This window comes from Delftia sp. Lp-1, from assembly GCF_020523835.1.
In the GTDB taxonomy this organism is placed as follows: Bacteria; Pseudomonadota; Gammaproteobacteria; order Burkholderiales; family Burkholderiaceae_C; genus Comamonas; species Comamonas acidovorans.
Genome location: NZ_JAJALJ010000001.1, coordinates 3,127,115 through 3,147,801, shown reverse-complemented (window position 1 = coordinate 3,147,801; position 20,687 = coordinate 3,127,115). Strand labels below are relative to the sequence as shown.

The following is a 20,687-nucleotide window of genomic DNA, read 5'->3' as shown; positions in this document are numbered from 1 at the left end:
CCCGGCCCCGTCGCTTCGGATCGAGATGAACAGACTCAAACTTGCCGCCCTGGGCGCGGCCGCCGCACTGGCCGTGCTGGCCTGTTTCGCATGGTTTCCACGCGCCGCCGTTCCCGTGGCGGGCGCCGCACCGCATACATCGGATACATCGGATACATCGCATGCGTCGGATGCATCGGGTACGCCGGCTGCAGCACACGCAGACCATGCACCGCTGCCCCGGCGCATCGTCTCCACCTCGCCCAGCGTGACCGGCATCCTGCTGGCCATCGATGCGCCGGTCGTCGCGACCGCCGCGACCACGCCCAGCCGCATGACCGACGACAAGGGCTTTTTCTCGCAATGGGCCGCCGTTGCCGACAAGCGCGGCGTGCAGGTGCTCTACCGCAACCTGCAATTCGACATCGAGGCCGCCATCGGCGCCAGCCCCGACCTGCTGGTGGCCTCCGCCACCGGGGCCGACAGCGTGGCCCAGCACCGCACCGAACTGCAGGCGCAGGGCGTGCCCATGGTCGTGGTCGACTACTCCAGCCAGTCCTGGCAGGACATCGCCACCGAGCTGGGCCGCATCACGGGCCATGCGAAGCAGGCCGCCGCAGCCATTGCCCGCTTCGATGCCCATGTGGCGCAGACCGCCGCCTCCATCACGCCACCGGCCCAGCCCGTCAGCATCGTCGCCTACAACCTGGCCGGCAGCTACTCCATAGGCCGCGCCGCCAGCCCCCATGCGCGGCTGCTGGCCGCACTGGGCTTCAAGGTGGAGGGCCTGCCGCCCGCGCTGGCCGCGCAGGTCACGCGCGCCTCGGACTTCGAATTCATCTCCCGCGAGAATCTCTCGGCCGCCATCACCGGCGACTCCGTCTTCCTGCTCGGCACCTCGCAGGGCGATGTGCAGGCCTTCCTGGACGATCCGCTGCTGGCCAACCTGCCCGCCGTTGCCGGGCGGCGCGTCTATCCGCTGGGCCCGACCTCGTTTCGCATCGACTACTACTCGGGGCAGCAGATGGTTGACGCCGTGGCAAGCCATTTCCGCTGAGCCATGCGTGCACGGCTCCAAGGCGCGGTGGCGCGGCCTGCCCAGCGCTCCTGTTTGCGCTCCTCCTCGCGGTCCTCCCTGCACTGCAGGCGTTGGCTGGGCCTTGCAGGCGGGCTGCTGGCGCTGGCCATCATCGCCGTGCTCGGCATCACCGTCGGCTCGCGCGACATTGCGCTGGCCGACATCCTCGGCGCGCTGCGGGCTCCGGACCTGCGTGATGACCAGCACCTGATCGTCAGCCTGCTGCGCATGCCCCGCACCGTGGTGGCCATCCTGGCCGGCATGGCGCTGGGCGTGGCCGGCGCGCTCATGCAGGCCGTCACCCGCAATCCCCTGGCGGAGCCGGGCCTGCTGGGCGTCAACGCGGGTGCGGCGCTGGCCGTGCTCATCGGCATGACGGCCTTCGGCCTGACGTCCGTGCTCCAGTACGTCTGGTTCGCCTTTGCCGGCGCGGGGCTGGCGGGCGCCGCCGTCTTCGCGTTCGGCCAGTCCCGGGGCGCGGGCGCGCACCCGGTGCGCCTGGTCCTGGCCGGAGCCGGCCTGTCGGTCATGCTCACCTCCAGCGCCGGCATCATCCTGCTCAACGCACCCCCGGAAGTCTTTGACGGCTTCCGCCACTGGGCGGCCGGCTCCCTGGAGGGCAGCGGCTATGCCAGCGCTGCCGTGCTGGCGGCCGCCGTGGCGGCGGGGCTGGCGGCGGCCTGGGCCATCGTCGGCCAGCTCAACGCCATGGCGCTGGGGCATGACGTGGGCCTGGCGCTGGGCGTCAATGTGCGCGCCACCGCGCAACTGGCCTGCCTGGCGGTCATGCTGCTGGCCGGGGCCGCCACGGCGGCCGTGGGGCCCATCGCCTTCGTCGGCCTGGTGGCGCCGCATCTTGCACGCCTCTCGTGCGGGCCGGACTACCGCTGGATATTGCCGCTGTCCGCGCTCTACGCGGCGGTGCTGCTGCTGGGTGCCGACGTGCTGGGCCGCGTCGTCGCGGCACCTGCCGAAGTGGCTGCGGGCATCGTCGCCTGCCTGATCGGCGGGCCGTTCTTTGTCTGGGTGGCGTGCAGATACCGGTTGAGCAGGCTATGAAGACCTCCGTGAACACATCCGTTGTGCGCTGGGGAGCCTGTTCGTTTCTCTGGCGGCCCAGGCCGCTGGCCGTGGGCATGGCGCTGGTCGTGCTGGCCCTGGTGCTGGGGGTGCTGCTGTTGGGCACGGGAACCCTGTCCCTCAGCCCCGCCGAAGTGCTCGACAGCCTGCTGGGCACGGCCTCCAACCCCGCAGCAGAGCGCATCGTGCAGCGGGTGCGGCTGCCGCGTGTCCTCACGGCCGTCTTCGTGGGCGCGTCGCTTGGCATGGCGGGTGCCATCTTCCAGTCCATCTCCCGCAACGCGCTGGGCTCGCCGGACGTGATCGGCTTCACCACGGGCGCGGCCAGCGGGGCGATTGCGCTCATCGTGCTGGGTGACGCCGGGCCGCTGTGGACATCGCTGGCCGCCGTGCTGTCGGGCATGGCCACGGCGGCGGTCGTGCTTGCGCTGTCCGGGGGCCGGCGTGCGGCCGGCGGCTACCGGCTGGTGCTGGTGGGCATAGGCGTGGGGGCCACTCTCTCGGGCCTGAACACCATCTTGCTGGTCATGGGGGACCTGGACCGGGCCGTCGCCGCGCAGCGCTGGCTGGCCGGCTCGCTCAGCGCGCGGACCTGGGCGCATGTCGTACCCGCCGCGCTGGGCTTCATCGCCATCGTGCCCGTCGTGCTGTGGTGCGCCCGCCGCATCAACCTGCTGGAGCTGGGCGACGATGCCGCCACCCAGCTCGGCGTCAACGTGCCGCGCACGCGGCTCACCATGGTGATGGCTGCCGTGGCCCTGACCGCCATCGCCACGGCAGCGGCGGGGCCCATCGCCTTCATCGCGCTGGCCGCGCCCCAGGTGGCCAGGCGCCTGGGCCTGTCGCCCGACGTGCCCCTGTTCACGGCGGCAGCCATGGGCGCCGTTCTGCTGCTGGCGGCCGACATGCTCAGCCAGTGGGCGCCCGTGCGCCTGCATCTGCCCATCGGGCTGGTAACGGGGCTGCTGGGCGGGGTGTATCTGCTGTGGCTGCTGTTTCGCACGCGCAAGGGATAGACGGCAGTGCAGGGTGCAACGGGGCGCAGCCCCATGGCCTCCGGGACTACCTGACGCCCCGCGCCGCCCCAGGCCCCACCACGGTGTACACATGCCCGGCCTCTTCGGCAGCCACCTTGGCCGCCTCGCTGCGGCGCACCTCCGCCTGGTCCTCGTACTCGCAGTTCATCACCCGGGCTTCGCTGCCGGCGTATTCCGCCAGCGATTCAGCGCTGTTGCGAATGGTCACCAGCGCCTGCGCCACCACGTCCAGCCGCTGATGGCCCTCGGGGATCTCCAGCCAGGCCAGCGCCAGCTGGGCCAGGGCGGAAACCTCGGCACAGCCTTGCTGCACGAAGCGGTCCATTTCGTGCAGCGCTGTTGCGAGCTTCTGGGCGTGGGTGTTTTCGGGGGGAGGGGATGGGGGGATGTGCTTCATGGGTTCGACTCTCCACGAAGCATTCGATTGGCGTCTGACATTGCATCTCCTTCAGAAAGGGATGATGCTTGCCGGTTTTTCGGGACGCAGATACTACGAGTTGCGTAGCTGATTGACAGGGTGTTCAAGAAGATGGGGACTGTCGAGTGGGTCTGAGGGGGCGGCCAGCTTGTCGCAAGCGCACAGATCAATCGCTATGCGTTGGGCAAGCCCAAGCCGTACCTGCTGTACCGTGCGCAAGCTGGCCGAAGTCCTCAAGGTGCCGACGGCGTTTTTCTGCTCGGATACGGAGGATGGAGTTCGCAGTCGCTGCTCAGCTATGGGCAGGCGAGTGAGGATGTGCGGGAGAACGTACGAAGATGTTGGGGAATTAGGGCGGCTCTGCCCTGCCATCCCTAGGGCCGGCGAAGACAGTCAGCTCCTGCTTGGTTCTTGTGCGCTGACACAGCAATTCCTCGATAAACAGGACGCCGACATCGATACCGTATGGCTGGCTCAATCCGGTTACGACCTGCCCCTCAGCGACTAATACCTCGTCAAGGTCGAAGATGCCAACAGGCTCCACTTTCGTTCGATCACCGGGCCCATCGTTATTTGCGTCGCTCAAGCCGGGGAGCATGCCTATGGCGCGATCGTAGGCTGCCTCGGCATCGCTGGCAGCGAACAGATGCGACGCGATGAAATGGCGTTTCTCTCTGCGGTTGACGTCGTAAGGTGGCTGCGTGCTGAGCGAAGCGTTCTCCTCCTTCATGAGGAAATGGGCAATGTATAAGGACATCAATAAGGTACTTTCAACTGCAGTGTCGTGGTGAATCCCCCATCTGGCCGTCAGAAGCCGGATGCGGACGGCTCAGTCGACGGACATCCTCTGGATGAAGTGGTCAAACATTGTGATCGATCACTTCTATTTCCTCGCATATTACGAAGTGATTTCCAATTTCCAGGACAACCGCGCTTGTTTCGACGATATGCGTTTCGATCAGTTGTGTTTTCAAATCGGATCCAATGCGATCTCGAACGCTGGTGAGGACAGAGATAGGACCGCGCAAGAGCAAGCCATAGCCTCCAGTAAGCAGTGTATGAAAGGATGCCGGTGAATCCGGCATCATTCTGGATGCTGCCAGCCAGCCTTTGTAGTGGTGATGAAGAATTTCCCAAATATGGGCATAAATTTGGTAAGGATCCTGGGGGCACGAGGAGAAGTAAAGGCTGCCTTGTCTTCCGGAGCGGTTCAGGAGCAAGGGGTGCTCCCGGTATACGGATATTGCATTTGCACTGCAAATGCACACATCGGTGTCCAGCCATTGCTTGCACACCATCGTGAATTCTCTGCGTATTCGTGAGTTTTTCCAGTCATCGCATTCGATCGAAATCAAGAGTTCATTTTTCTCTGAACGACTTATGGATGTAATCAGGCCGTTGCTGTCATCATGGAAAATTTCTGCCAGTGCCTCAATATTCATGTCTTCTGGAATGTCATGGGTGGATGTTCGGCGCCCAAGGACATGAGAGCCACCGTATGTCTGCCGTTTTATTAATTCGTGATTTTTACTGATTTTTCGCAGATGCGTCTGATCGGCCGAAAGCAGTTCTCGACATCTTATTGCTCAAGTGTCAACATTTGCTTTAGCCATTGATCCGCCGTCATGTCCTCAACTCCGATCACATGATGTATATACATCATCGCCTTTTGCAGGCCGTATCGTCCGTCCAGCCTGTATAGAAGGTAGTTGGCTGTGATCACTGCGCCGGTGGACCAGAGCCGCCGAAAACTCTCCAGATCCTTGTCAACGATTTCGCCATAATTGGCCAGATCACCGCACTCCGCTTCGATGGATCGACCAAGAATCTTCTCGATCGTGGTTCTTGTATCTGCATTTATCTTGAATGCCATTGTTATCTCCATGCGGCCGTATTGATTGTGCTTGATCTCAGGAGCTTGTGCCACGGACTGGTATTGTCTGTCGTCGCACGCCGGTTGTCATCTGCATCAAGCCCGCCTAGACCAATCTATTGAATGACGCAGCTATTCCGATTCGTTCGCACTCTGCTTCGGCCTGTTGGACTTCAAAATCCAGAAAATATCCTAAGTCCCAACAGAGTTTCCCGGCTCGGTGCTGCTCATCAAGTCTGGCAGGCACAAAATGCTCTGCAAATGAAAGAGCTTTCTTTAACTGGATCAATGCCTTAAGGCCCGTTATTCCTGTGGAAACCGATGCCGTTCCAACGAACAGGTCATGGCCTTTCACGTCCGAAAGATCGGGGATGTGATTGCAATGCACTGCACATCCATTCCCGCAGTTTTTGCAGTGCCATATTTCCATTGCAGATTTCTCCGCGGGGCGATGAAAATCAGTGCTTGTGCAGATGGGGCATTCCATGTTGGAGGCGGGTGGCTGGTGCTTCCAGTAGATTCAAACCTGGCTTCAGGGTCGCTGTCGGCTGATTGTGCCGCATGATGAGGAGCCTGGCATCCTGATTCAGGCGTGCTGCCATGCATCCTCAGCGTTTGCGGTGGCGGTGAGTAGGCATGGGCAGGTCGCCTCGCGATGGCGTGCATGTCTTCGGGCGGAGTTCCCGCATGGGTCACGCGACAGGGATGGTGAGCCTACGGAGGGTGAAGGAGGTTGACGGGACCTGTGCGAGGTAAGGACAATCGATCGTCATGGACACTGAAAATGAAATCTTGACACCACATGAACGTTATTGAAGCTGTAATGCACATGTCGCTTTACGCGAAGGCTCCCCATCCTGTTCTGGTGGTTGACGGGGTGCCGCTTGAGTTATGGTTGAAAGAGGCAGATTGCTCGGCTGTCTTTGGAGAAGATACTGTGGGTGGCCTTGTCCCGGCCCAAGGGTGGCTTATTGATGAGTGCGATTTGCAAAATGCCTGGTATCTTTTGAATCCAAAAAATGAAAATTCGTCGACGATAGTGCCAATCATGATATGTCCAGATGATATGGATATGAATTGCACTGTTGCGGTGGTGGAGCAGCTGGTTGATGAAGAAGCGGTGAGTTGGGCGAGAATCGGACGTGCTATCGATGTGAGAAATGGTATTGTTGTTTCGGTTGAATGGGTAGCGGGAAATAAAAGAGCAGTATTTGACAAGACGGCTTTTTCTGCGGCGGTTGATGAGTTGAGGCGTCTGACAGAGGAGGTCTGGAGCTAGCCCCTGGCCACAGTCGCAAAGCTGGAATTGAGTGCCTCGCGGAAACCCAGTGATTCCTGGTCGGTCGAGGTTGCCAATCCTCACCCAAACAACCCCCCCTCATCCAACAACTCAAACGCCACCTCAGGCGTCCTCTCCATCCCCCGCCGAATCGCCGCAGGAATTGCCTGCCGTGTCTTGCTGCACAGCCCGCGCATGGGCAAGACCTCGATCTGTATGCCGCGCACGGTGCGCACTTCGCTGGCGCCGGGCTCGATGCGCACGCGGATGCCGAGCTGCTCATACATGCGCTGCTCCACATGGCGCAGGTCCTGCAGGCTGGTGATCTGTTCGAGCCGCAGCAGCAGGCGTTTTTCCTCTTCCTTGGTGAGGCGCAGGATGCGCTGGTCGGCCATGGAGTCGGCGAGCAGGGCGTCGTGCTCGCAGATGCAGGCGCCCGGAGGGCAGGGGACTCGGATCGGAATCTGAACGGGAAAGCTCATCGATGCCCAAGGAAGATCCGCCCCGGCCGGGACGGTGCAGGCCATGCTAGTTCAAGGCTGCGGCGGGGCCAAGGGGAAAGTCCTGGGCGCGTCCGCTGCCTGCGCCTGCTGCCTCTTCCCCCTCCCGTATGCAGCCGCCACGACGCAGGTTGCCCCGCAGCGAAGCGAAGGGGTCGCGGACATCCGGGTCGCCTTCTTTGATCTGACCTTTCTTGGCGAATCAAGAAAGGGCAGTCGGCTGCCGGGCCGAGACCCGGCCTCTAAAAGAAACCGCCCAGCAGGGGCAAGAAGAGCGCGCGGCGCTCAAATTTGCAGGCGTCCAAGAACGCAAAGCCGCAGCAGCATAGTCACATGGACTGGCCCGCCCGCCTCACGACTTCTGACTCCTCCCATAAAGATTCTCCAACCCCGCCCACACCCTGCGCGTGAGCGGCTTGCTTTGGGCCGCAGGCCGGCGGTACAGCCGCACGTTGATGGGCACGTCCTTGTCGGGCCCGGCCGCGCGGGCCAGGCGGCCCTCGGTCAGGTCGGCTTTGACCAGGGTGAGCGGCAGCCAGGCCAGGCCCAGGCCCTGGTGGACCATGGCGTGCAGGGAATCGGCGAGGTCGGCCTCGTAGACGGTGCGCAGGCGCGTGGTGTCGCACAGCTCGTGCAGGTGGCTGCGCAGGATCTTGCCCAGGGACATGCTTTGCGCGTAGTCCAGGTAGGGCACCAGCGGGCCGCCGCCGTGGGCGGGCAGGGCGTACTTGGGCAATTGCGGGACCAGGGGGATGCTGACGGGGATCAGCGTGTCCTGGCCCACGGGCAGCCAGGCCAGGTGGTGGCCCTGCAGGCTGCCTTCGATGGCGGGCTGGGCGTGGCACATGAGCAGGTCCACCTTGCCCTGCAGCAGCATTTCCACGCCGTAGTCCAGGCTGGTGGTGACCACTTTCCAGCACAGCTGGGGCATGGCCTGGTTGAGGGCGGTGATGATGCCCGGCAGGACGGTGTGCGACAGCGTGCGGCCCGCCGCGATGGTGATGGTTTCATCGCGCGTGCGGTGCGGGCGCTGCAGCAGGCCGTGGGTCTGCTCCAGGATGCCCAGCACTTCATGGGCCGAGGCCAGCAGCGTCTTGCCGGCGGCCGTGAGCGTGGTGGACTGGTGGCCGCGCTCGACCAGGGGCGTGCCCGCCCATTCCTCCAGCGCGCGGATGCGGCGGCCGAAGGCCGGGTGGGTGATGTGGCGGCGCTCGGCGGCCTTGTAGAGGCTGCCGGTGTCGGCCAGGGCCTGCAGGTCCTGCAGCAGTTTGAGGTTGAGTTCGTGCATGGGTAGGGTGGGTGCAGGGCTGTGCTGATCCGGCACAGCCCCGCTGCAATCGGCACAGCACCAAGGCGGGGCATGCCTAGCATGGCGGCATGCGAGAGAAGCCCTGTTATGCCTGAAGTTTGCCTCAGGAAGATGCAAAGCCATTTCATTGGCGGTGCGCAGCGCACGGTGCGGGATCTGCCGATCCAGCACAGGGAGGTGGTGCGCAACGGCGGCGAGCGGCCGCTGGACATGAATGGCAGCTATGCCGTAGGCCAGATGTACGCCATGGAGTACCGGCTGGCGCGTCCGCGCAGCCCCCTGCCGGTGCTGCTGTGGCATGGCGGTGGCATGACCGGGGCGCAGTGGGAGTCCACGCCCGATGGGCGCCAGGGCTGGCTGTGGCGGCTGCTGGAGGCCGGCCATGACGTGGTGGTCTGCGATGCCGTGGAGCGCGGCCGCGCGGGCTGGGCGATGTTCCCCGAGATCTATGCCGAGGCGCCCGTGTTCCGCAGTGCCGAGGAGGCATGGACGCTGTTTCGCATAGGCCATGGCGCGCCTTCGGGCGACGGTGTGGGCGAGCCCTTCGTCGGCCAGCGGTTTCCGCATGAGAATTTTGGTGTCCTGGTGCGGCAGATGGTGCCGCGCTGGCTGGGGCATGAGGCCATGGCCATGGCGGCCTATGACGCGCTGCTGGAGCAATTCGGCCCCTGTGTGGTGATGGGCCACAGCCAGGGCGGTGGCTTTGCCGCGCATGCGGCCAGCCGCAAGCCGCACCTGGTGCGCGCCGTGGTGGGCGTGGAGCCTACGGGCATGCCGGTGGTGCAAGAAGGGCAGCAGGGTCAGCAGGGGGCGGATGCCTTCACGCCTGCCTCGGCCATCCCCCATCTGGCGGTGTGGGGCGACCATTTCGCGCACAGCCCGCAGTGGCAGAAGTACCGCGCGCAGACCGATGTGTATTGGCAGCTGCTGCGCCGCCTGGGCGGCCGTGCCGAGGTGCTGGACCTGCCGGCCGCAGGCATCACCGGCAATTCGCATTTCTGCATGCTGGACACCAATGGCGACGAGGTGCTGGGCCGGGTGCTGGCCTGGCTGGAGCGCCTGGGCCGATGACTTGCCAGTGACTGGCCGGTGCTGGTCCCGAAGAATTTCAACGAGGAGAAAAATCTCATGCAACGCCGCAATTTCATGATCCGCAGCCTGTCTGCAACCACGGCGGCCCTGGCCCTGGGCGCCCTGGCGCCCGCGCAGTCGGCCCTGGCGGCCGATGCCGGCTGGCCCACGGCCGAGCCCATCCGCCTGATCGTGCCGTTTCCGCCCGGCGGCACGGCCGATGTGGTGAACCGCCTGTTCGCGCAGCAACTGGGCAAGGTGCTGGGCGCCTCGGTGATCGTGGAGAACAAGGCCGGTGCCGGTGGCTCGCTGGGCACGCGCTTCGTGGCCGATGCCAAGCCGGACGGCTATACGCTGCTGGGCGCCACGTCCAGCACGCACGGCACGAATCCGGCCGTCTACACCAAGCTGCCGTATGACGCGGTGAAGGATTTCACGCCCATCACCCAGGTGATCACGGTGCCGGGCGTGCTCAGCGTGCATCCCTCGGTCAAGGCGGCCAATCTGAAGGAGCTGGTTGCGCTGGCCAAGGCGCAGCCGGGCCATCTGTCGTATGCGTCCTCGGGCGCGGGCGGTCTGGGTCATCTGGCCATGGAGCTGTTCAAGGCCAAGGCGGGCGTGCAGATCATGCATGTGCCCTACCGTGGCGCGGGCCCGGCCTTCACCGATCTGATCGGCGGCCAGGTGTCCATGCTGTGGGAGCCGCTGCCGGCCTCGCTGCCGCACATCAAGTCCGGCAAGATCCGCCCGCTGGCCGTGGCCACGGCCCAGCGCAGCAGCGAGCTGCCCGATGTGCCGACCTTTGCCGAGTCCGGCGTGCCCGGCTACGCCGTGCAGGCCTGGAACGGCCTGCTGGCGCCCAAGGGCCTGCCCAAGGACATCCGCGACAAGCTGCACAAGGCCAGCGTGCAGGCCCTGGCCGACCCACAACTGCGCCAGCGCCTGGCGGAGTTGGGCGGCACGGTGGTGGCCAATACGCCGGAGCAGTTCGGTGCGGTGATCCTCAAGGATGTGACGACCTGGAAGCAGGTGGCCTCTTCGTCGCAGATCAGCCTGGACTGATGCGGCGGGCACCGGGGAAAGCCCTGTGTCCCGGCGCCCACGGGTGGCGGGGCCAGGCGTCGTGACGGTGCCATAGTCCGGGGGGGGCGGTCCGGGCGCGTTGCCTGTGGCCGCGCACAAGGCCGCGAACAAGGCGGACCGCCTGACCTGCCGCTCTCAAGCCATGGACATCAACCTCATCCGCAATTTCGTAGAGATCGTGGACGCGCGCAGCCTCAGCGCTGCGGCGCGCAAGCGCGACATCACGCGCTCCAAGGTGAGCAAGGAGCTCAAGGCGCTGGAGACGGCGCTGGGCGTGACCCTGCTGCACCGCACGACGCGCAGCTTTTTGCTGACGGCGGCGGGCGAGGTGCTGTACGAGCATGGGCGCAGCATCATCCAGGAGGTGGAGGCCGCGCAGGGCGCCATAGACGCGCTGCAGCATGTGGTGACCGGCTCGGTGCGGCTGAGCATTCCCACGGGCCTGGGCGAGCTGTACCTGGCCGACATGCTGCTGGCCTTCCAGAAGCGGCACCCGCAGGTGCGCATCCGCGTGCTGTTCTCCAACCGGGTGAGCGATCCCATGAGCGCCCAGGTGGATGTGGCCGTGCGCGTGGCGCGCGACGTGCAGGAGCACCTGGTGGCCCGCGACCTGGGGCCGGTGGGCTTTGGCCTGTATGCCAGCAGCGCCTATGCCAAGGCGCGGCCGTTCCACGACCCCGCCGAGATTCCCCACGGCGTGTTGCTGACGCCACCCGGCGATGGCAAGACCTATGCCGTCTCGGTGAAAAAGGGGCAGCAGGAGATTGCGCTCAAGTGCGAGCCCTGCATCACCAGCGAGCATTTCCCCTTCCTCAAGCAGTCCATGCTCCGGGGCAGCGGCGTGGCCACCTTGCCGAACTACATGGTGATGGACGAGCTGCGATCGGGCGCCGTGCAGCGCGTGTGCCCGGACTGGACGGTGTCCGGCCTGGGCGACCGGCTGTACATCATCACGGCCGAGGACCGCCGGCCCTCGCATGCCGTCAAGGTGATGACCGAGTTCCTCAGGGCCAGCCTGCTGCGCTTCGTGGAGCAGGCCGGGGAGCCCGGCCCTTAGCGCCTCGGCTCACCAGTTCTTCAGTTCTCCAGCGCAATCGCGTTGTCCGCGATCACCTTGCGCCACATCTGGCCGTCAGCGGCCAGGAAGTCGTCGAGCTGGGCCTGGGTCTGGGGCTTTCTGGCGGCGAGGGTCTGGTTGCCCAGGGCGCTGGCGAACTCGGGGTTGAGCATGACCTTGTTGACGGCGGCCTGCAGGGTGTTGCGCGCGTCGGCCGGCGTGCCTGCGGGCACGGCAATGCCGAACCAAGTGGAGGCCCTGAAGCCGGGCACGCCCGATTCGGCAATGGTGGGCGTCTGCGGCAGGAACTGCGAGCGCTCCGGCCCGGTGGTGGCAATGGCCACCAGCTTGCCGGCCTTGATGTGGGGCAGGGAGGTGCCGGCCACGTCCACCATGAGCTGGGTGTCGTTGGCCATGAGGGCGGTGAGGGCCGGCGCGCTGCCGTTGAAGGGAATGTGGGTGGCGGCCACGTCCAGGCGGGACTTGATCAGCTCGGTGGTCAGCTGCAGCGGGTTGCCCAGGCCGACCGAGCTGTAGTTGAGCTTGCCCGCGTGGGCCTTGGAGTAGGCCTTGAGATCGGCGACGTTTTTGATGCCGGTCTGGCTGTTGGTGACCAGCACCAGCGGGGCCTCGGCCAGGATGTTGGTGAGCTTCAGCTCCCGGTCGGGGTTGTAGCTGAGCTTCTTGTAGAGCAGGGGGTTGAGCACCATGCTGGCATTGCTGGCCAGCAGCAGGGTGTAGCCGTCGGCCGGTGAGCGCGCCACGGCCGAGGCGGCAATCATGGTGTTGGCGCCCGGCCGGTTCTCCACGACCACGGACTGCTTGAGCTCCGTGGACAGGTGCGTGGCCAGGGTGCGGGCCAGCACATCGACCGAGCCGCCCGGCGCATACGGGGCGATGAGCTTGATGGGCTTGCTGGGGTAGTCGGACTGGGCGAACCCGGGGGCTGCGGCTGCGGTGGCCGCAGCGGCAAGCAGCAATGCGATGGCCTTGTTCATGCGTTGTCTCCTTCTCTTTCGGTGTTGGCGGGTTCAGATCTTGCGCTGCGTCGCGCCCCAGTGGGCGTCGCGCAGCTTTCTTTTGGCGATCTTTCCGTTGTCGTCGCGGGGCAGGCGCTGGAAGACGAAGCTGCGCGGCAGCTTGTAGGCCGCCAGCCGGCCGCGCAGCCATTCTTTCAGTTCCGCCTCGGGCAGTGTGCCTGACTGGCCGGGTTCGACCAGGGCGAGCAGCCGTTCGCCGTACTCGGCATCGGGCACGCCGATGACGGCGCAGTCTGCTATGCCGGGGTGCTTGAGCAGCTCGTTCTCTATCTCGGCCGGGTAGATGTTCACGCCGCCGGAGATCACCATGTCCGAGTCGCGGTCGCAGACGTAGAGAAAGCCTTCCTCGTCCAGGTAGCCCATGTCGCCCAGGGTGATCAGGCCGCCCTGGTCCATCTTGCGGCGGGCCTCTTCGTTGCCCTTGTAGGTGAAGTCGGCATAGGCGGGCTGGCGCACGTAGATCAGGCCCACCTCGCCCGTGGGCAGGGCCTGGCCCTGCCTGTCGAGGATGCGGACCTCGGCGTCCTGCAGCGGAAGGCCCGCGCTGCCGGGGTGGGTGAGGGCGTCGGCCGAGCCGATGAAGGTGACCAGGCCCGACTCGCTGGAGGCATAGGTCTCGTTGATGATGGGCCCCATCCACTCGATCATGGCCTTCTTGACCTCGGGCGCGCAGGGCGAGCCGGTGGAGGCGATGAAGCGCAGCGAGGAGATGTCGTAGCGCTCGCGCACTTCGCGCGGCAGCCGGAGCAGGCGCACGTACATGATGGGCACCATGTAGGCGGTGTCGATGCGGTGCTCCTGCACCAGCTGCAGGAAGCGCTCGGGGTCGAAGCGCGGCTCCAGCACCACCAGCTCGCTGAGCATGAGCGCGTTCTGGAAGTACAGGCTGGGCGCGCTGTGGTAGATGGGCGCGGTCAGCAGGGTGCGCGCGCCGGGCTGCAGGCCGTAGGCGGTGGCGATCAGCGCCTGGTTCACGGCCAGGCGCCGGGGCAGTTCTTCCACGGGAAACGCCTTGCGCAGCACGCCCTTGGGGCGGCCCGTGGTGCCCGATGTATAGGCCATGTGGCCGCGCGGCGCGACCAGCGGGCCGTCGTAAGGAGCCTGGGCGGCCAGCCAGGTTTCGTAGTCCTGCTCCGGCTCGCGTGCGTGGGCGACGCGCCGGGGCAGGTCCGCATAGAGTTCGCCCTTGAGGCCGTCGAGCAGGTCCTGGCTGGTGATGAGGGCGCGGGCGCCGCTGTCGGCCAGGATGTAGTCGATCTCCGTGGCCGTGAAATGCCAGTTGACGGGGCAGTAGTAGATGCCCGCAATGCGGCAGGCATGGACCACGTCGGCGTATTCGATGCCGTTGCGCAGGAAGACGGCCAGCACGTCGCCTTCGGCCAGGCCCAGGCTGCGCAGGCCCTGGGCCAGCTGGCGGCCGCGCTGCTGCTGGGCGGCGCCGGTCAGCGTGCGCTGTTCGAAGACCAGGGTGGAATGGGGCGTGGCGGCGGTGCTCATGTGGGCGTGGCCTCCTGCTCCCCATCGTTGACGTTGGGCTGGTTGGCGGCCTTGGCCATCTGCCGGGCGCGCGCCCAGTCGGCATCGTCCCAGGCCTGGTATTCGGTGAAGTAGGCGCCGTTGGCCAGGGCGTCGCCGCCGTCCAGCGTGATGGTCTGGCCGTTGAGCCAGGTGTTGCCCGGGGCCAGGATGAAGGCGGCCATGTTGCCGATGTCCTCGCCCGTGCCCAGGCGGCGCGTGGGGTTGTCCAGGCGGCGGCGGTCGGCCGAGTCCTCGTTGCCGTCGATCCTGGGGCGCAGGCGCTGGCTGGCGCCCTGGGTGGGAATCACGCCCGGCGCAATCGCGTTGAACCGTATGCGCTTGGGGCCCCATTCCACGGCCAGCGATTTGGTCATGGCGTCCAGCCCGGCCTTGGACATGGCCGAGGGCACGACAAAGGGCGAACCCGTGTCCACCCAGGTGACGACGATGGACAGCACCGAGCCCGGCAGCCCTTCGGCGATCCAGCGGCGGCCCACGGCCTGGGTGACGTAGAAGGTGCCCCGGAAGACGATGTCCGAGATGGCATGGAAGCCGTTGATGCTCAGGTCCTCGGTGCGGCTGACGAAGTTGCCGGCCGCGTTGTTGACCAGGCCGGTCAGCGGGCCGTGTTCGGCCCAGATGCGGTCGATGACGGTGTGCACGGCCTCGGGCTGGCGGATGTCCAGCTCATGCGCGAAGGCCTGCGCCCCCGTGTCGTTATGCAGCATCTCGCAGGCCTGCTGCACCACAGAGCGCCGCCGGCCGCACAGGTGCAGCTCGGCGCCCAGTTCCGCCAGCTTGGCCGCCATGGCCAGGCCCAGCCCCGTGCCGCCCCCGGTGATCAGGACGCGCTGGCCCTGGAATAGATTGGCTTCGAACATGCTTGTCTCCTTTTGCTTTCACTCTAGGGAGACAGGGGCGGCTGGCAAAGGAGGGTGGTGGAACGCGGTTGGTTCCGTGGTGGAAACAATGGGCGGGGTTTCGGGCTGTGATCACAGCCAGTTCACGAAGCAGTCCTGTCCTTCGGCAGGACTGCAACCCCGCAACCGCCGCAAGCTGCAAGACGCAGGCGGGGCATACGGGGCGGGGTCTGCAGAACCGCCCGGGGGTTCAGGGCGCAGCCCTGTGTCCCGCCTTGCCCGCTGCGCTGCGCAGGTCGGCCACCTGGGCGGCCGTCACGTCGGCGGGCTGGCCGCCCAGGGTGGAGCGGGTGTAGTTGGCCAGGGCGGCGACTTCTCCATCGGTCAGCTCCTGCATGAAGCCGGGCATGCCGGGCAGGGGCGTGGGGCCCTGCTGGGTGGCCGGGTGCTTGGGCAGGCCGACGAGGATGGCCAGCACCAGGTTGCGGGCGTCGGCCTGGCGCACGGTGCTGTTGCCCTTGAGCGGGGGCATGGTGAGGCTGCGGCCCAGGCCCTCGCTGCCGTGGCAGCTGGCGCACAGCGCCATGTAGTGGCCCCGGCCCGCGTCCAGCGTGCCCGCGCCGTTGCCGGTGCCGGAATCTGGGGGCGCGGCGGCCGGCAGGGGCTGGGGCGCGGGCGGGTTGTCGCCCAGCAGGAAGGTGGACAGCGCCGTCATGTCCTCGGCCGTGAGGTACCGGGTGCTCTTGGCGATGACCTCGTGCATTTCATCGAAGGCGCTGCCGTGGGCCGAGAAGCCCGTCTGCAGGAACTGGGCCATGCCCTCGCGCGTCCAGCCGCGTGCGGCCAGGGCTTCGGCGGTGATGCCGGGGGCCGTGAACAGCGACAGCGTGCCGCCCTGCAGCCAGCGGTCCTTCTGCATCTGGCCGAACATGCCGCGCGGCGTGTGGCATTCGGCGCAGTGGCCCATGACATTGCCCAGGTACTGCCCGCGCAGCCAGGCTGGGCTCTGGCCCTGCGAGCCCACGGGCAGGGGCGCGCTGGACAGGAACAGCGTCTTCCAGCCGAACATGAGCACGCGCAGGTTGAAGGGGAAGGGCAAGGCGGGCTTGGTGTTGGGCTGGGCCACGGGCCGGATGTTCATCAGGTAGCCGTAGATCAGGTCCGAGTCTTCGCGGCTCATCAGGTGGTAGGAGGCATAGGGCATGGCCGGGTAGAGCTGGCGCCCGCCCGGCGCCGTGCCGCGCGTGACGGCGGCGTGGAATTCCTCGGCCGTCCAGCGGCCTATGCCGTGGTCGGGGTCGGGGGTGATGTTGGTGCCGTAGAGGGTGCCGAAGGGCGTGGGCAGGGGCTTGCCGCCCGCAAAGGGCTGGCCTTCCCGGGCGCCACCTATGCCACCCACCCCGTCATGGCAGGCCATGCAGTCGGCGGCGCGCGCCAGGTACAGGCCCTGGGCCAGCTGCTGGGGGCTGCGGTGCACGGCCTGCGGCTCGCGCTGGGGCACATGGGGCCGGTTGCCCCAGACAGCGGCAATGGCAAACAGCACGGCCAGCAGCAGGAGGACGAGCAGCAGCCCGCGCCAGCGGCGCCTGGGCCTGCGCGGTGGCGGGGGGCGGGCACCGCTGTAGTCGGCAGGTGGCGCGGCGGTGGCGGCGGTGGGAGTGGCTGCGCTGGGGTCGGCGGCGGACATGGCGCTCATCCTTTCAAGGTCAGCCCGGGCGTGTTCAGGACCAGGTCCTTCACGGCCGCGTAGTAGCGCACATAGCCGGTGCAGCGGCACAGGTGGGGCTGCAGCGCCTCGCCCACGACCTGTTCCACATCGGCCGCGCGGATGGGTGCCTTGGCCAGGCGCTCGACCAGCACCGTGGCCGCGATGACGAAGCCCGGCGTGCAGTAGCCGCACTGGAAGCTGAAATGCTCCAGGTACTTTTGCTGCACGGGGCTGATGGCGATGACCTTGCGCGGCTGGCCCGAGGCGCCGGGCGGGGGCGGGGGCGCGGTGTCCGCGCCGGCCGGGTCGGCAATGCCTTCGATGGTGCGGACCTTGCGGCCCTGGAAGTAGTGGGCGCCGGTGATGCAGGTGCGCATCTCGCGGCTGCCCTCGGGCCCGTCCACGATGACGGTGCAGGCCCGGCATTCGCCGATGCCGCAGCCCAGGCGCGAGCCGGTGAGGTTCAGGTATTCGTGCAGGAAGTCGATCATGGGCATGCCTTCGGGCACGTCCATGGGGCCGACGGTCTGGCCGTTGACGGTCAGCGACAAGGGGCGCGGGACAAGGCTCATGGTGCGAGTGCCTCCCTGATCTTTTGCGGGGTCACGGGCAGGTCGTGGAAGCGCTTGCCTATGGCGTGGTGCAGTCCGTTGACGATGGCGGCGACGATGGGAATCATCACCACCTCGGCAATGCCCTTGGGCGGATCGGTGTCCGACAGAGGTGCCAGCAGCTCGGCCGTCTGCTTCCAGACCGCCACCTCGCTGCCGCGCGGCAGGTGGTAGCGGTGGAAGTTCCAGTTGCCGTCGCCGGGGCCGCCCTCGTACAGCGGCATGGTTTCGTACAGCGCATGGCCTATGCCCATGGCGATGCCGCCTTCGAGCTGGCCATGTACCAGCTCGGGCACGATGGGCCGCCCGCACTCCATGATGGAGTGGTGGGCCAGCAGCTCGACCGCGCCCGTGCCCGTGTCCACCGCTAGCTCGACCAGGGCCGCATTGGCGCTGTAGTAGGTGACGCCCGCGTTGTTGCGCTGCATGGGCGGATAGAACAGGTTGCGCCGCGCAATCATGCGGTAGCCGGCGGCGCTGCGCCGCGCGGTGACAGAGGCCTCAACGGGCGTGGCCGCCTGCGGCGTGTCTGTGGTTTCAGGGGCAGGCGTGACGGCGCCAGCATCGGGCGCGCTGCCCAGGCGCACGGCCAGCGCGTCCAGCGGCCGGCGCGCGCTGGTGCCCAGGATGTCGAAGTCCGCCTCGGCCCATTGCCAGCGGTTGAAGGTATGGCCCACGGCGCCCGTGACCAGCTGCATGGCATGGGCCTTCTGGGCCAGGGCTTGCAGGGACAGCGGCTGCATGCCGTTGGCCGTGAGCATGCCGTTGACCCAGCGCGCGTCCTCGCGGCGCACCACGTAGGGCGCCTTCTGGCCGCCGCCCGTGCCCTGGCTCCAGATGGCGACGGCGGCCGGCCACAGGCCGTGCTCGAAGACCACGCGCGCCGTCTCGCTGGTGGCGTGGCTGTAGTAGTAGGCCGAGTTGCTGGCGCTGGCCGGCGAGGCGTAGACCGGCGTCCACAGCGGCCGGGTGGCGAAGCGGTCCTGGTCGGCCTGGGGCATGGTGTAGTTGTCGCCCTCGGCCTTGAGCGGCAGCTCCGGCCAGTCCAGGCAGGCGGTCTGCAGCTCGTCGGCGGGCTTGCCGAACCACTGCACGCACAGCTGGGCCTGCGAGGTGCCCATGCCCGTGCCGATCTCGGTGCCCGAGTGGTGCAGCAGCACGCGGCCCTGGGGCGATATCTCGATGCGGGCGAAGGCCGCCTCGCCGCCCGTGCCGAAGTCCTTTTGCACGCAGGCAAAGCCCACGCCGTAGCGCTGGCCCGGGTGGCTGGCCTCGTAGGCGGTCTTGCGCTTGGCGCGCTCGGTCCACAGCGGATGGCGGCGGGCGCGCTCCAGCACCTCGTCGGCGCGCAGGGCACCGGCGGCAATGGCGCCCTGGGTGTTCTTGGCGCCCGAGGTCAGCACGTTGCGCAGGCGCAGCTCGATGGGGTCGATCTGCAGCAGTTCGGCGATTTCGTCCACCATCATTTCGGTGGCCGCCATGCTCTGCAGCGTGCCGTAGCCGCGTGCCGAGCCCGCGTCCAGCGCGCGGCTGGCCAGGGCCACGGCGGTGATGTCGTTCTTGGGAAAGTAGTAGATGGACTGCGCCGCCGTGCCGCCGACCATGGCGACCGAGGGCGAGAAGTTGGCCCGGCCGCCGCCATTGGCCGTCATGTTGGCCACCAGGCTCTGGAAGAGGCCGGTCTTCCTGTCGATGGCCATGGTGTAGTCGATCTCGAAGGCATGGCGCTTGAGCGAGGACTGGAACTGCTCGAACCGGTCATTGGCCAGGCGCACGGGCTTGCCGTCCGCATACAGCGCGCAGACCAGGCCGTAGTAGGGCATGGGCGCGTGGTCCTTGGAGCCGTAGCCCACCGTGTAGCACGGGTGCACGAAAAGGTTCTTGAGCGGGAACCTGCTGGCCTGCACCATCTGCGCAGCCCATTCGGCCACCTCGTGCGGCGACTGCGTGGCCAGCACCATGTGCAGGCTTTGCGTGGCCGCGTCATACCAGCAGTTGGCGTTGTCGGGCTCCAGCGCGGCCGTGTCCACCGATTGCGTGGCGTAGTGGCGCTGCAGCACCAGCCAGTCGGCGGGCGGCGTGGCCAGCTCCTGGGCGATCTGCTCGGCCGCGCGCAGGCCGCGTGCCGTGACCGCGTCGGCCTTGGAGATCTGCGGCCAGACCAGCGGCTTGCGTTCGGCAGGGAACAGGGGGGCATCGCGCAGGCTGGAGAACACGTCGTCGTCAAAGGCCGTGGCGCCGCCCTGGCGCACATAGCGGAACACGCCCCAGGGCGGACGGTCCAGCGCGCCCGTGATGCGGCCGTAGCGGATGACGCCGGCCGTGGCCTGCAGCCTTTCCTTGGCAAAGCGAAAGCGCGCGAAGTCGTGGTAGATGAGGATGGCCACGGCCTGGCCAAGGTAGGCGGGGGTCTTGCCTGCGGGCAGCAGCATGTCCTCGCCATAGAACTCGGGAAAGGCCAGGCCGTCGCGCGCCAGGTCCTCTGCCGTGACCACGCGGTCGGGCGCCAGCTCGCCGTCCAGGGAAGACAGGTCCATGCCGTCGAACAGCCGGTCGGCCAGCGTGGTGCGCACGATGAAGGCATGGGATTGCTGCTGGGGCCAGTGCGGCATGTCGCGGGCGCGGATGTCGCGGGCGAAGACCTTGGCGCCCATGACCTTGGAGCGGCCATCGAGCCGCATGCGCGGCAGCTGGGTGGCCGGCTCGCGGGCCACGCTGCCCAGGACGCGGTCTTCAAAGAGGGCTGCATAGGCCTGGCTGGCCAGCGGCGCCACCCAGACGCTTACGCCTGCGATGCTGGCGGCCTGCAGAAAGCCGCGCCGCGACAAGGGAGCCGTGCCGGCCTGGCTGCCGGCGCCGGAGTGTTGTTCTGGGCGCATGGCGCTCTTCTCCTGTGGGGTTGAGCCCACTGTAGGAGGGCGCATGCCGCGCGGCCTGTCAGCAAAGGCTGCTTCTGGCGTCAGCGCGGCGGCAGCGGCGGGTGCGTGCCATCGTCAAAAGCAGGAGCGGGCCAGGGCCGCCAGGCCGCGACGGCAGCGTGCCGGCCGCACTGTCAATCAGACGCCGGCGCAAGAAGGGCCTTGCCGCAGTGCTCCGTGGCGCCGCGCATAGCCCGGCAGGGCCAGGGAGTGTCCACATTCAGGCATAGTTGAGGGTTGTGCAGAAAGTAGTGAAGTCCTGGGCATA

Annotated in this window: 19 protein-coding genes; 7 read left to right on the top strand and 12 right to left on the bottom strand. The window is 66.9% G+C overall.

The features are described from left to right. The first annotated feature begins 25 nt into the window (after nucleotides 1-25). From fepB to LGR64_RS14150, 3 genes are read left to right on the top strand one after another with little or no spacing between them, the layout of a single operon-like run. Complete coding sequence (gene fepB, locus LGR64_RS14160; RefSeq protein WP_230355847.1) at nucleotides 26-1,036, top strand: Fe2+-enterobactin ABC transporter substrate-binding protein; 1,011 nt, start codon at nucleotides 26-28, stop codon at nucleotides 1,034-1,036. 3 nt (nucleotides 1,037-1,039) lie between these two features. Continuing rightward, a complete protein-coding gene (locus LGR64_RS14155) occupies nucleotides 1,040-2,116 on the top strand; it encodes a FecCD family ABC transporter permease (RefSeq protein ID WP_230355845.1) in 1,077 nt (358 codons plus the stop codon). Further along, on the top strand, nucleotides 2,113-3,153 hold the full coding sequence (locus tag LGR64_RS14150) for a FecCD family ABC transporter permease (protein ID WP_268868953.1): 1,041 nt from the start codon (nucleotides 2,113-2,115) through the stop codon (nucleotides 3,151-3,153). The genes LGR64_RS14155 and LGR64_RS14150 overlap by 4 nt, the downstream gene beginning before the upstream one ends. 46 nt (nucleotides 3,154-3,199) lie before the next feature. Here LGR64_RS14150 and LGR64_RS14145 read toward each other — a convergent pair whose 3' ends face one another. The 4 genes from LGR64_RS14145 to LGR64_RS14130 form a co-directional block, all read right to left on the bottom strand. Further along, a complete protein-coding gene (locus LGR64_RS14145; RefSeq protein WP_046240848.1) occupies nucleotides 3,200-3,571 on the bottom strand; it encodes a hypothetical protein in 372 nt (123 codons plus the stop codon). A gap of 370 nt (nucleotides 3,572-3,941) precedes the next feature. Continuing rightward, the gene (locus tag LGR64_RS14140; protein ID WP_230355842.1) at nucleotides 3,942-4,322 is read right to left on the bottom strand and encodes a hypothetical protein; all 381 of its coding nucleotides are present in this window, start codon (nucleotides 4,320-4,322) and stop codon (nucleotides 3,942-3,944) included. 130 nt (nucleotides 4,323-4,452) lie between these two features. Next, nucleotides 4,453-5,034: a hypothetical protein gene (locus LGR64_RS14135; protein WP_155294211.1), complete on the bottom strand. Its 582-nt coding sequence runs from the start codon at nucleotides 5,032-5,034 to the stop codon at nucleotides 4,453-4,455. 137 nt (nucleotides 5,035-5,171) lie between these two features. Continuing rightward, nucleotides 5,172-5,519 carry a hypothetical protein gene (locus LGR64_RS14130; protein WP_230355840.1) on the bottom strand — a complete coding sequence of 116 codons (348 nt, stop codon included), beginning with the start codon at nucleotides 5,517-5,519 and terminating at the stop codon, nucleotides 5,172-5,174. A 748-nt stretch (nucleotides 5,520-6,267) separates the two neighbouring features. Between LGR64_RS14130 and LGR64_RS14125 the strand changes: the two genes are divergently transcribed. After that, complete coding sequence (locus LGR64_RS14125; protein WP_082848173.1) at nucleotides 6,268-6,744, top strand: hypothetical protein; 477 nt, start codon at nucleotides 6,268-6,270, stop codon at nucleotides 6,742-6,744. A gap of 80 nt (nucleotides 6,745-6,824) precedes the next feature. On the opposite strand, the gene LGR64_RS14120 is transcribed toward LGR64_RS14125, so the two are convergent. Both LGR64_RS14120 and LGR64_RS14115 read right to left on the bottom strand, forming a co-directional pair. Further along, nucleotides 6,825-7,271, bottom strand: coding sequence for a hypothetical protein (locus LGR64_RS14120; protein WP_442873814.1), 447 nt, complete (start codon nucleotides 7,269-7,271; stop codon nucleotides 6,825-6,827). Between the two features lie 325 nt (nucleotides 7,272-7,596). Then, nucleotides 7,597-8,532, bottom strand: a complete 936-nt coding sequence (locus LGR64_RS14115; RefSeq protein WP_012205000.1) for a LysR family transcriptional regulator — start codon at nucleotides 8,530-8,532, stop codon at nucleotides 7,597-7,599. A gap of 132 nt (nucleotides 8,533-8,664) precedes the next feature. Here LGR64_RS14115 and LGR64_RS14110 point away from each other — a divergent pair, with 132 nt between their 5' ends. From LGR64_RS14110 to LGR64_RS14100, 3 genes are all read left to right on the top strand, one after another. Beyond that, on the top strand, nucleotides 8,665-9,624 hold the full coding sequence (locus LGR64_RS14110) for an alpha/beta fold hydrolase (protein WP_230355838.1): 960 nt from the start codon (nucleotides 8,665-8,667) through the stop codon (nucleotides 9,622-9,624). 57 nt (nucleotides 9,625-9,681) lie between these two features. Beyond that, nucleotides 9,682-10,686: a tripartite tricarboxylate transporter substrate binding protein BugE gene (locus LGR64_RS14105; RefSeq protein WP_141833273.1), complete on the top strand. Its 1,005-nt coding sequence runs from the start codon at nucleotides 9,682-9,684 to the stop codon at nucleotides 10,684-10,686. A 163-nt stretch (nucleotides 10,687-10,849) separates the two neighbouring features. Next, on the top strand, nucleotides 10,850-11,764 hold the full coding sequence (locus LGR64_RS14100) for a LysR family transcriptional regulator (RefSeq protein ID WP_034392446.1): 915 nt from the start codon (nucleotides 10,850-10,852) through the stop codon (nucleotides 11,762-11,764). Between the two features lie 20 nt (nucleotides 11,765-11,784). On the opposite strand, the gene LGR64_RS14095 is transcribed toward LGR64_RS14100, so the two are convergent. The 6 genes from LGR64_RS14095 to LGR64_RS14070 all read right to left on the bottom strand — a co-directional run bounded on the left by LGR64_RS14095 (nucleotide 11,785) and on the right by LGR64_RS14070 (nucleotide 20,380). Then, nucleotides 11,785-12,762 (bottom strand): Bug family tripartite tricarboxylate transporter substrate binding protein, encoded by a 978-nt coding sequence (locus LGR64_RS14095; protein WP_012205004.1) that lies wholly within the window; start codon nucleotides 12,760-12,762, stop codon nucleotides 11,785-11,787. Between the two features lie 33 nt (nucleotides 12,763-12,795). Further along, the gene (locus LGR64_RS14090) at nucleotides 12,796-14,301 is read right to left on the bottom strand and encodes an acyl-CoA synthetase (RefSeq protein ID WP_230355836.1); all 1,506 of its coding nucleotides are present in this window, start codon (nucleotides 14,299-14,301) and stop codon (nucleotides 12,796-12,798) included. Then, complete coding sequence (locus tag LGR64_RS14085; RefSeq protein WP_141833269.1) at nucleotides 14,298-15,203, bottom strand: SDR family oxidoreductase; 906 nt, start codon at nucleotides 15,201-15,203, stop codon at nucleotides 14,298-14,300. The genes LGR64_RS14090 and LGR64_RS14085 overlap by 4 nt, the downstream gene beginning before the upstream one ends. 229 nt (nucleotides 15,204-15,432) lie before the next feature. Continuing rightward, entirely contained in the window at nucleotides 15,433-16,869 is a 1,437-nt protein-coding gene (locus LGR64_RS14080) for a cytochrome c (protein ID WP_230355834.1), read from the bottom strand. A gap of 5 nt (nucleotides 16,870-16,874) precedes the next feature. Then, nucleotides 16,875-17,462, bottom strand: a complete 588-nt coding sequence (locus LGR64_RS14075) for a (2Fe-2S)-binding protein (RefSeq protein ID WP_063326416.1) — start codon at nucleotides 17,460-17,462, stop codon at nucleotides 16,875-16,877. Next, on the bottom strand, nucleotides 17,459-20,380 hold the full coding sequence (locus LGR64_RS14070; protein ID WP_230355832.1) for a xanthine dehydrogenase family protein molybdopterin-binding subunit: 2,922 nt from the start codon (nucleotides 20,378-20,380) through the stop codon (nucleotides 17,459-17,461). Before LGR64_RS14070 ends, LGR64_RS14075 begins: the two co-directional genes overlap by 4 nt. Nucleotides 20,381-20,687: the final 307 nt, after the last annotated feature.

Bases quoted from the DNA above. Each gene is read 5' to 3' on its own strand.
- LGR64_RS14110 (WP_230355838.1), top strand. From the start codon at position 8,665: ATGCAAAGCCATTTCATTGGCGGTGCGCAGCGCACGGTGCGGGATCTG.
- LGR64_RS14135 (WP_155294211.1), bottom strand. From the start codon at position 5,034: ATGAATATTGAGGCACTGGCAGAAATTTTCCATGATGACAGCAACGGC.
- LGR64_RS14080 (WP_230355834.1), bottom strand. From the start codon at position 16,869: ATGTCCGCCGCCGACCCCAGCGCAGCCACTCCCACCGCCGCCACCGCC.
- LGR64_RS14155 (WP_230355845.1), top strand. From the start codon at position 1,040: ATGCGTGCACGGCTCCAAGGCGCGGTGGCGCGGCCTGCCCAGCGCTCC.
- LGR64_RS14125 (WP_082848173.1), top strand. From the start codon at position 6,268: ATGAACGTTATTGAAGCTGTAATGCACATGTCGCTTTACGCGAAGGCT.
- LGR64_RS14100 (WP_034392446.1), top strand. From the start codon at position 10,850: ATGGACATCAACCTCATCCGCAATTTCGTAGAGATCGTGGACGCGCGC.
- LGR64_RS14120 (WP_442873814.1), bottom strand. From the start codon at position 7,271: ATGGCCTGCACCGTCCCGGCCGGGGCGGATCTTCCTTGGGCATCGATG.
- LGR64_RS14105 (WP_141833273.1), top strand. From the start codon at position 9,682: ATGCAACGCCGCAATTTCATGATCCGCAGCCTGTCTGCAACCACGGCG.
- LGR64_RS14070 (WP_230355832.1), bottom strand. From the start codon at position 20,380: ATGCGCCCAGAACAACACTCCGGCGCCGGCAGCCAGGCCGGCACGGCT.
- LGR64_RS14115 (WP_012205000.1), bottom strand. From the start codon at position 8,532: ATGCACGAACTCAACCTCAAACTGCTGCAGGACCTGCAGGCCCTGGCC.
- LGR64_RS14085 (WP_141833269.1), bottom strand. From the start codon at position 15,203: ATGTTCGAAGCCAATCTATTCCAGGGCCAGCGCGTCCTGATCACCGGG.
- LGR64_RS14150 (WP_268868953.1), top strand. From the start codon at position 2,113: ATGAAGACCTCCGTGAACACATCCGTTGTGCGCTGGGGAGCCTGTTCG.
- LGR64_RS14090 (WP_230355836.1), bottom strand. From the start codon at position 14,301: ATGAGCACCGCCGCCACGCCCCATTCCACCCTGGTCTTCGAACAGCGC.
- LGR64_RS14145 (WP_046240848.1), bottom strand. From the start codon at position 3,571: ATGAAGCACATCCCCCCATCCCCTCCCCCCGAAAACACCCACGCCCAG.
- LGR64_RS14075 (WP_063326416.1), bottom strand. From the start codon at position 17,462: ATGAGCCTTGTCCCGCGCCCCTTGTCGCTGACCGTCAACGGCCAGACC.
- fepB (WP_230355847.1), top strand. From the start codon at position 26: ATGAACAGACTCAAACTTGCCGCCCTGGGCGCGGCCGCCGCACTGGCC.
- LGR64_RS14095 (WP_012205004.1), bottom strand. From the start codon at position 12,762: ATGAACAAGGCCATCGCATTGCTGCTTGCCGCTGCGGCCACCGCAGCC.
- LGR64_RS14140 (WP_230355842.1), bottom strand. From the start codon at position 4,322: ATGAAGGAGGAGAACGCTTCGCTCAGCACGCAGCCACCTTACGACGTC.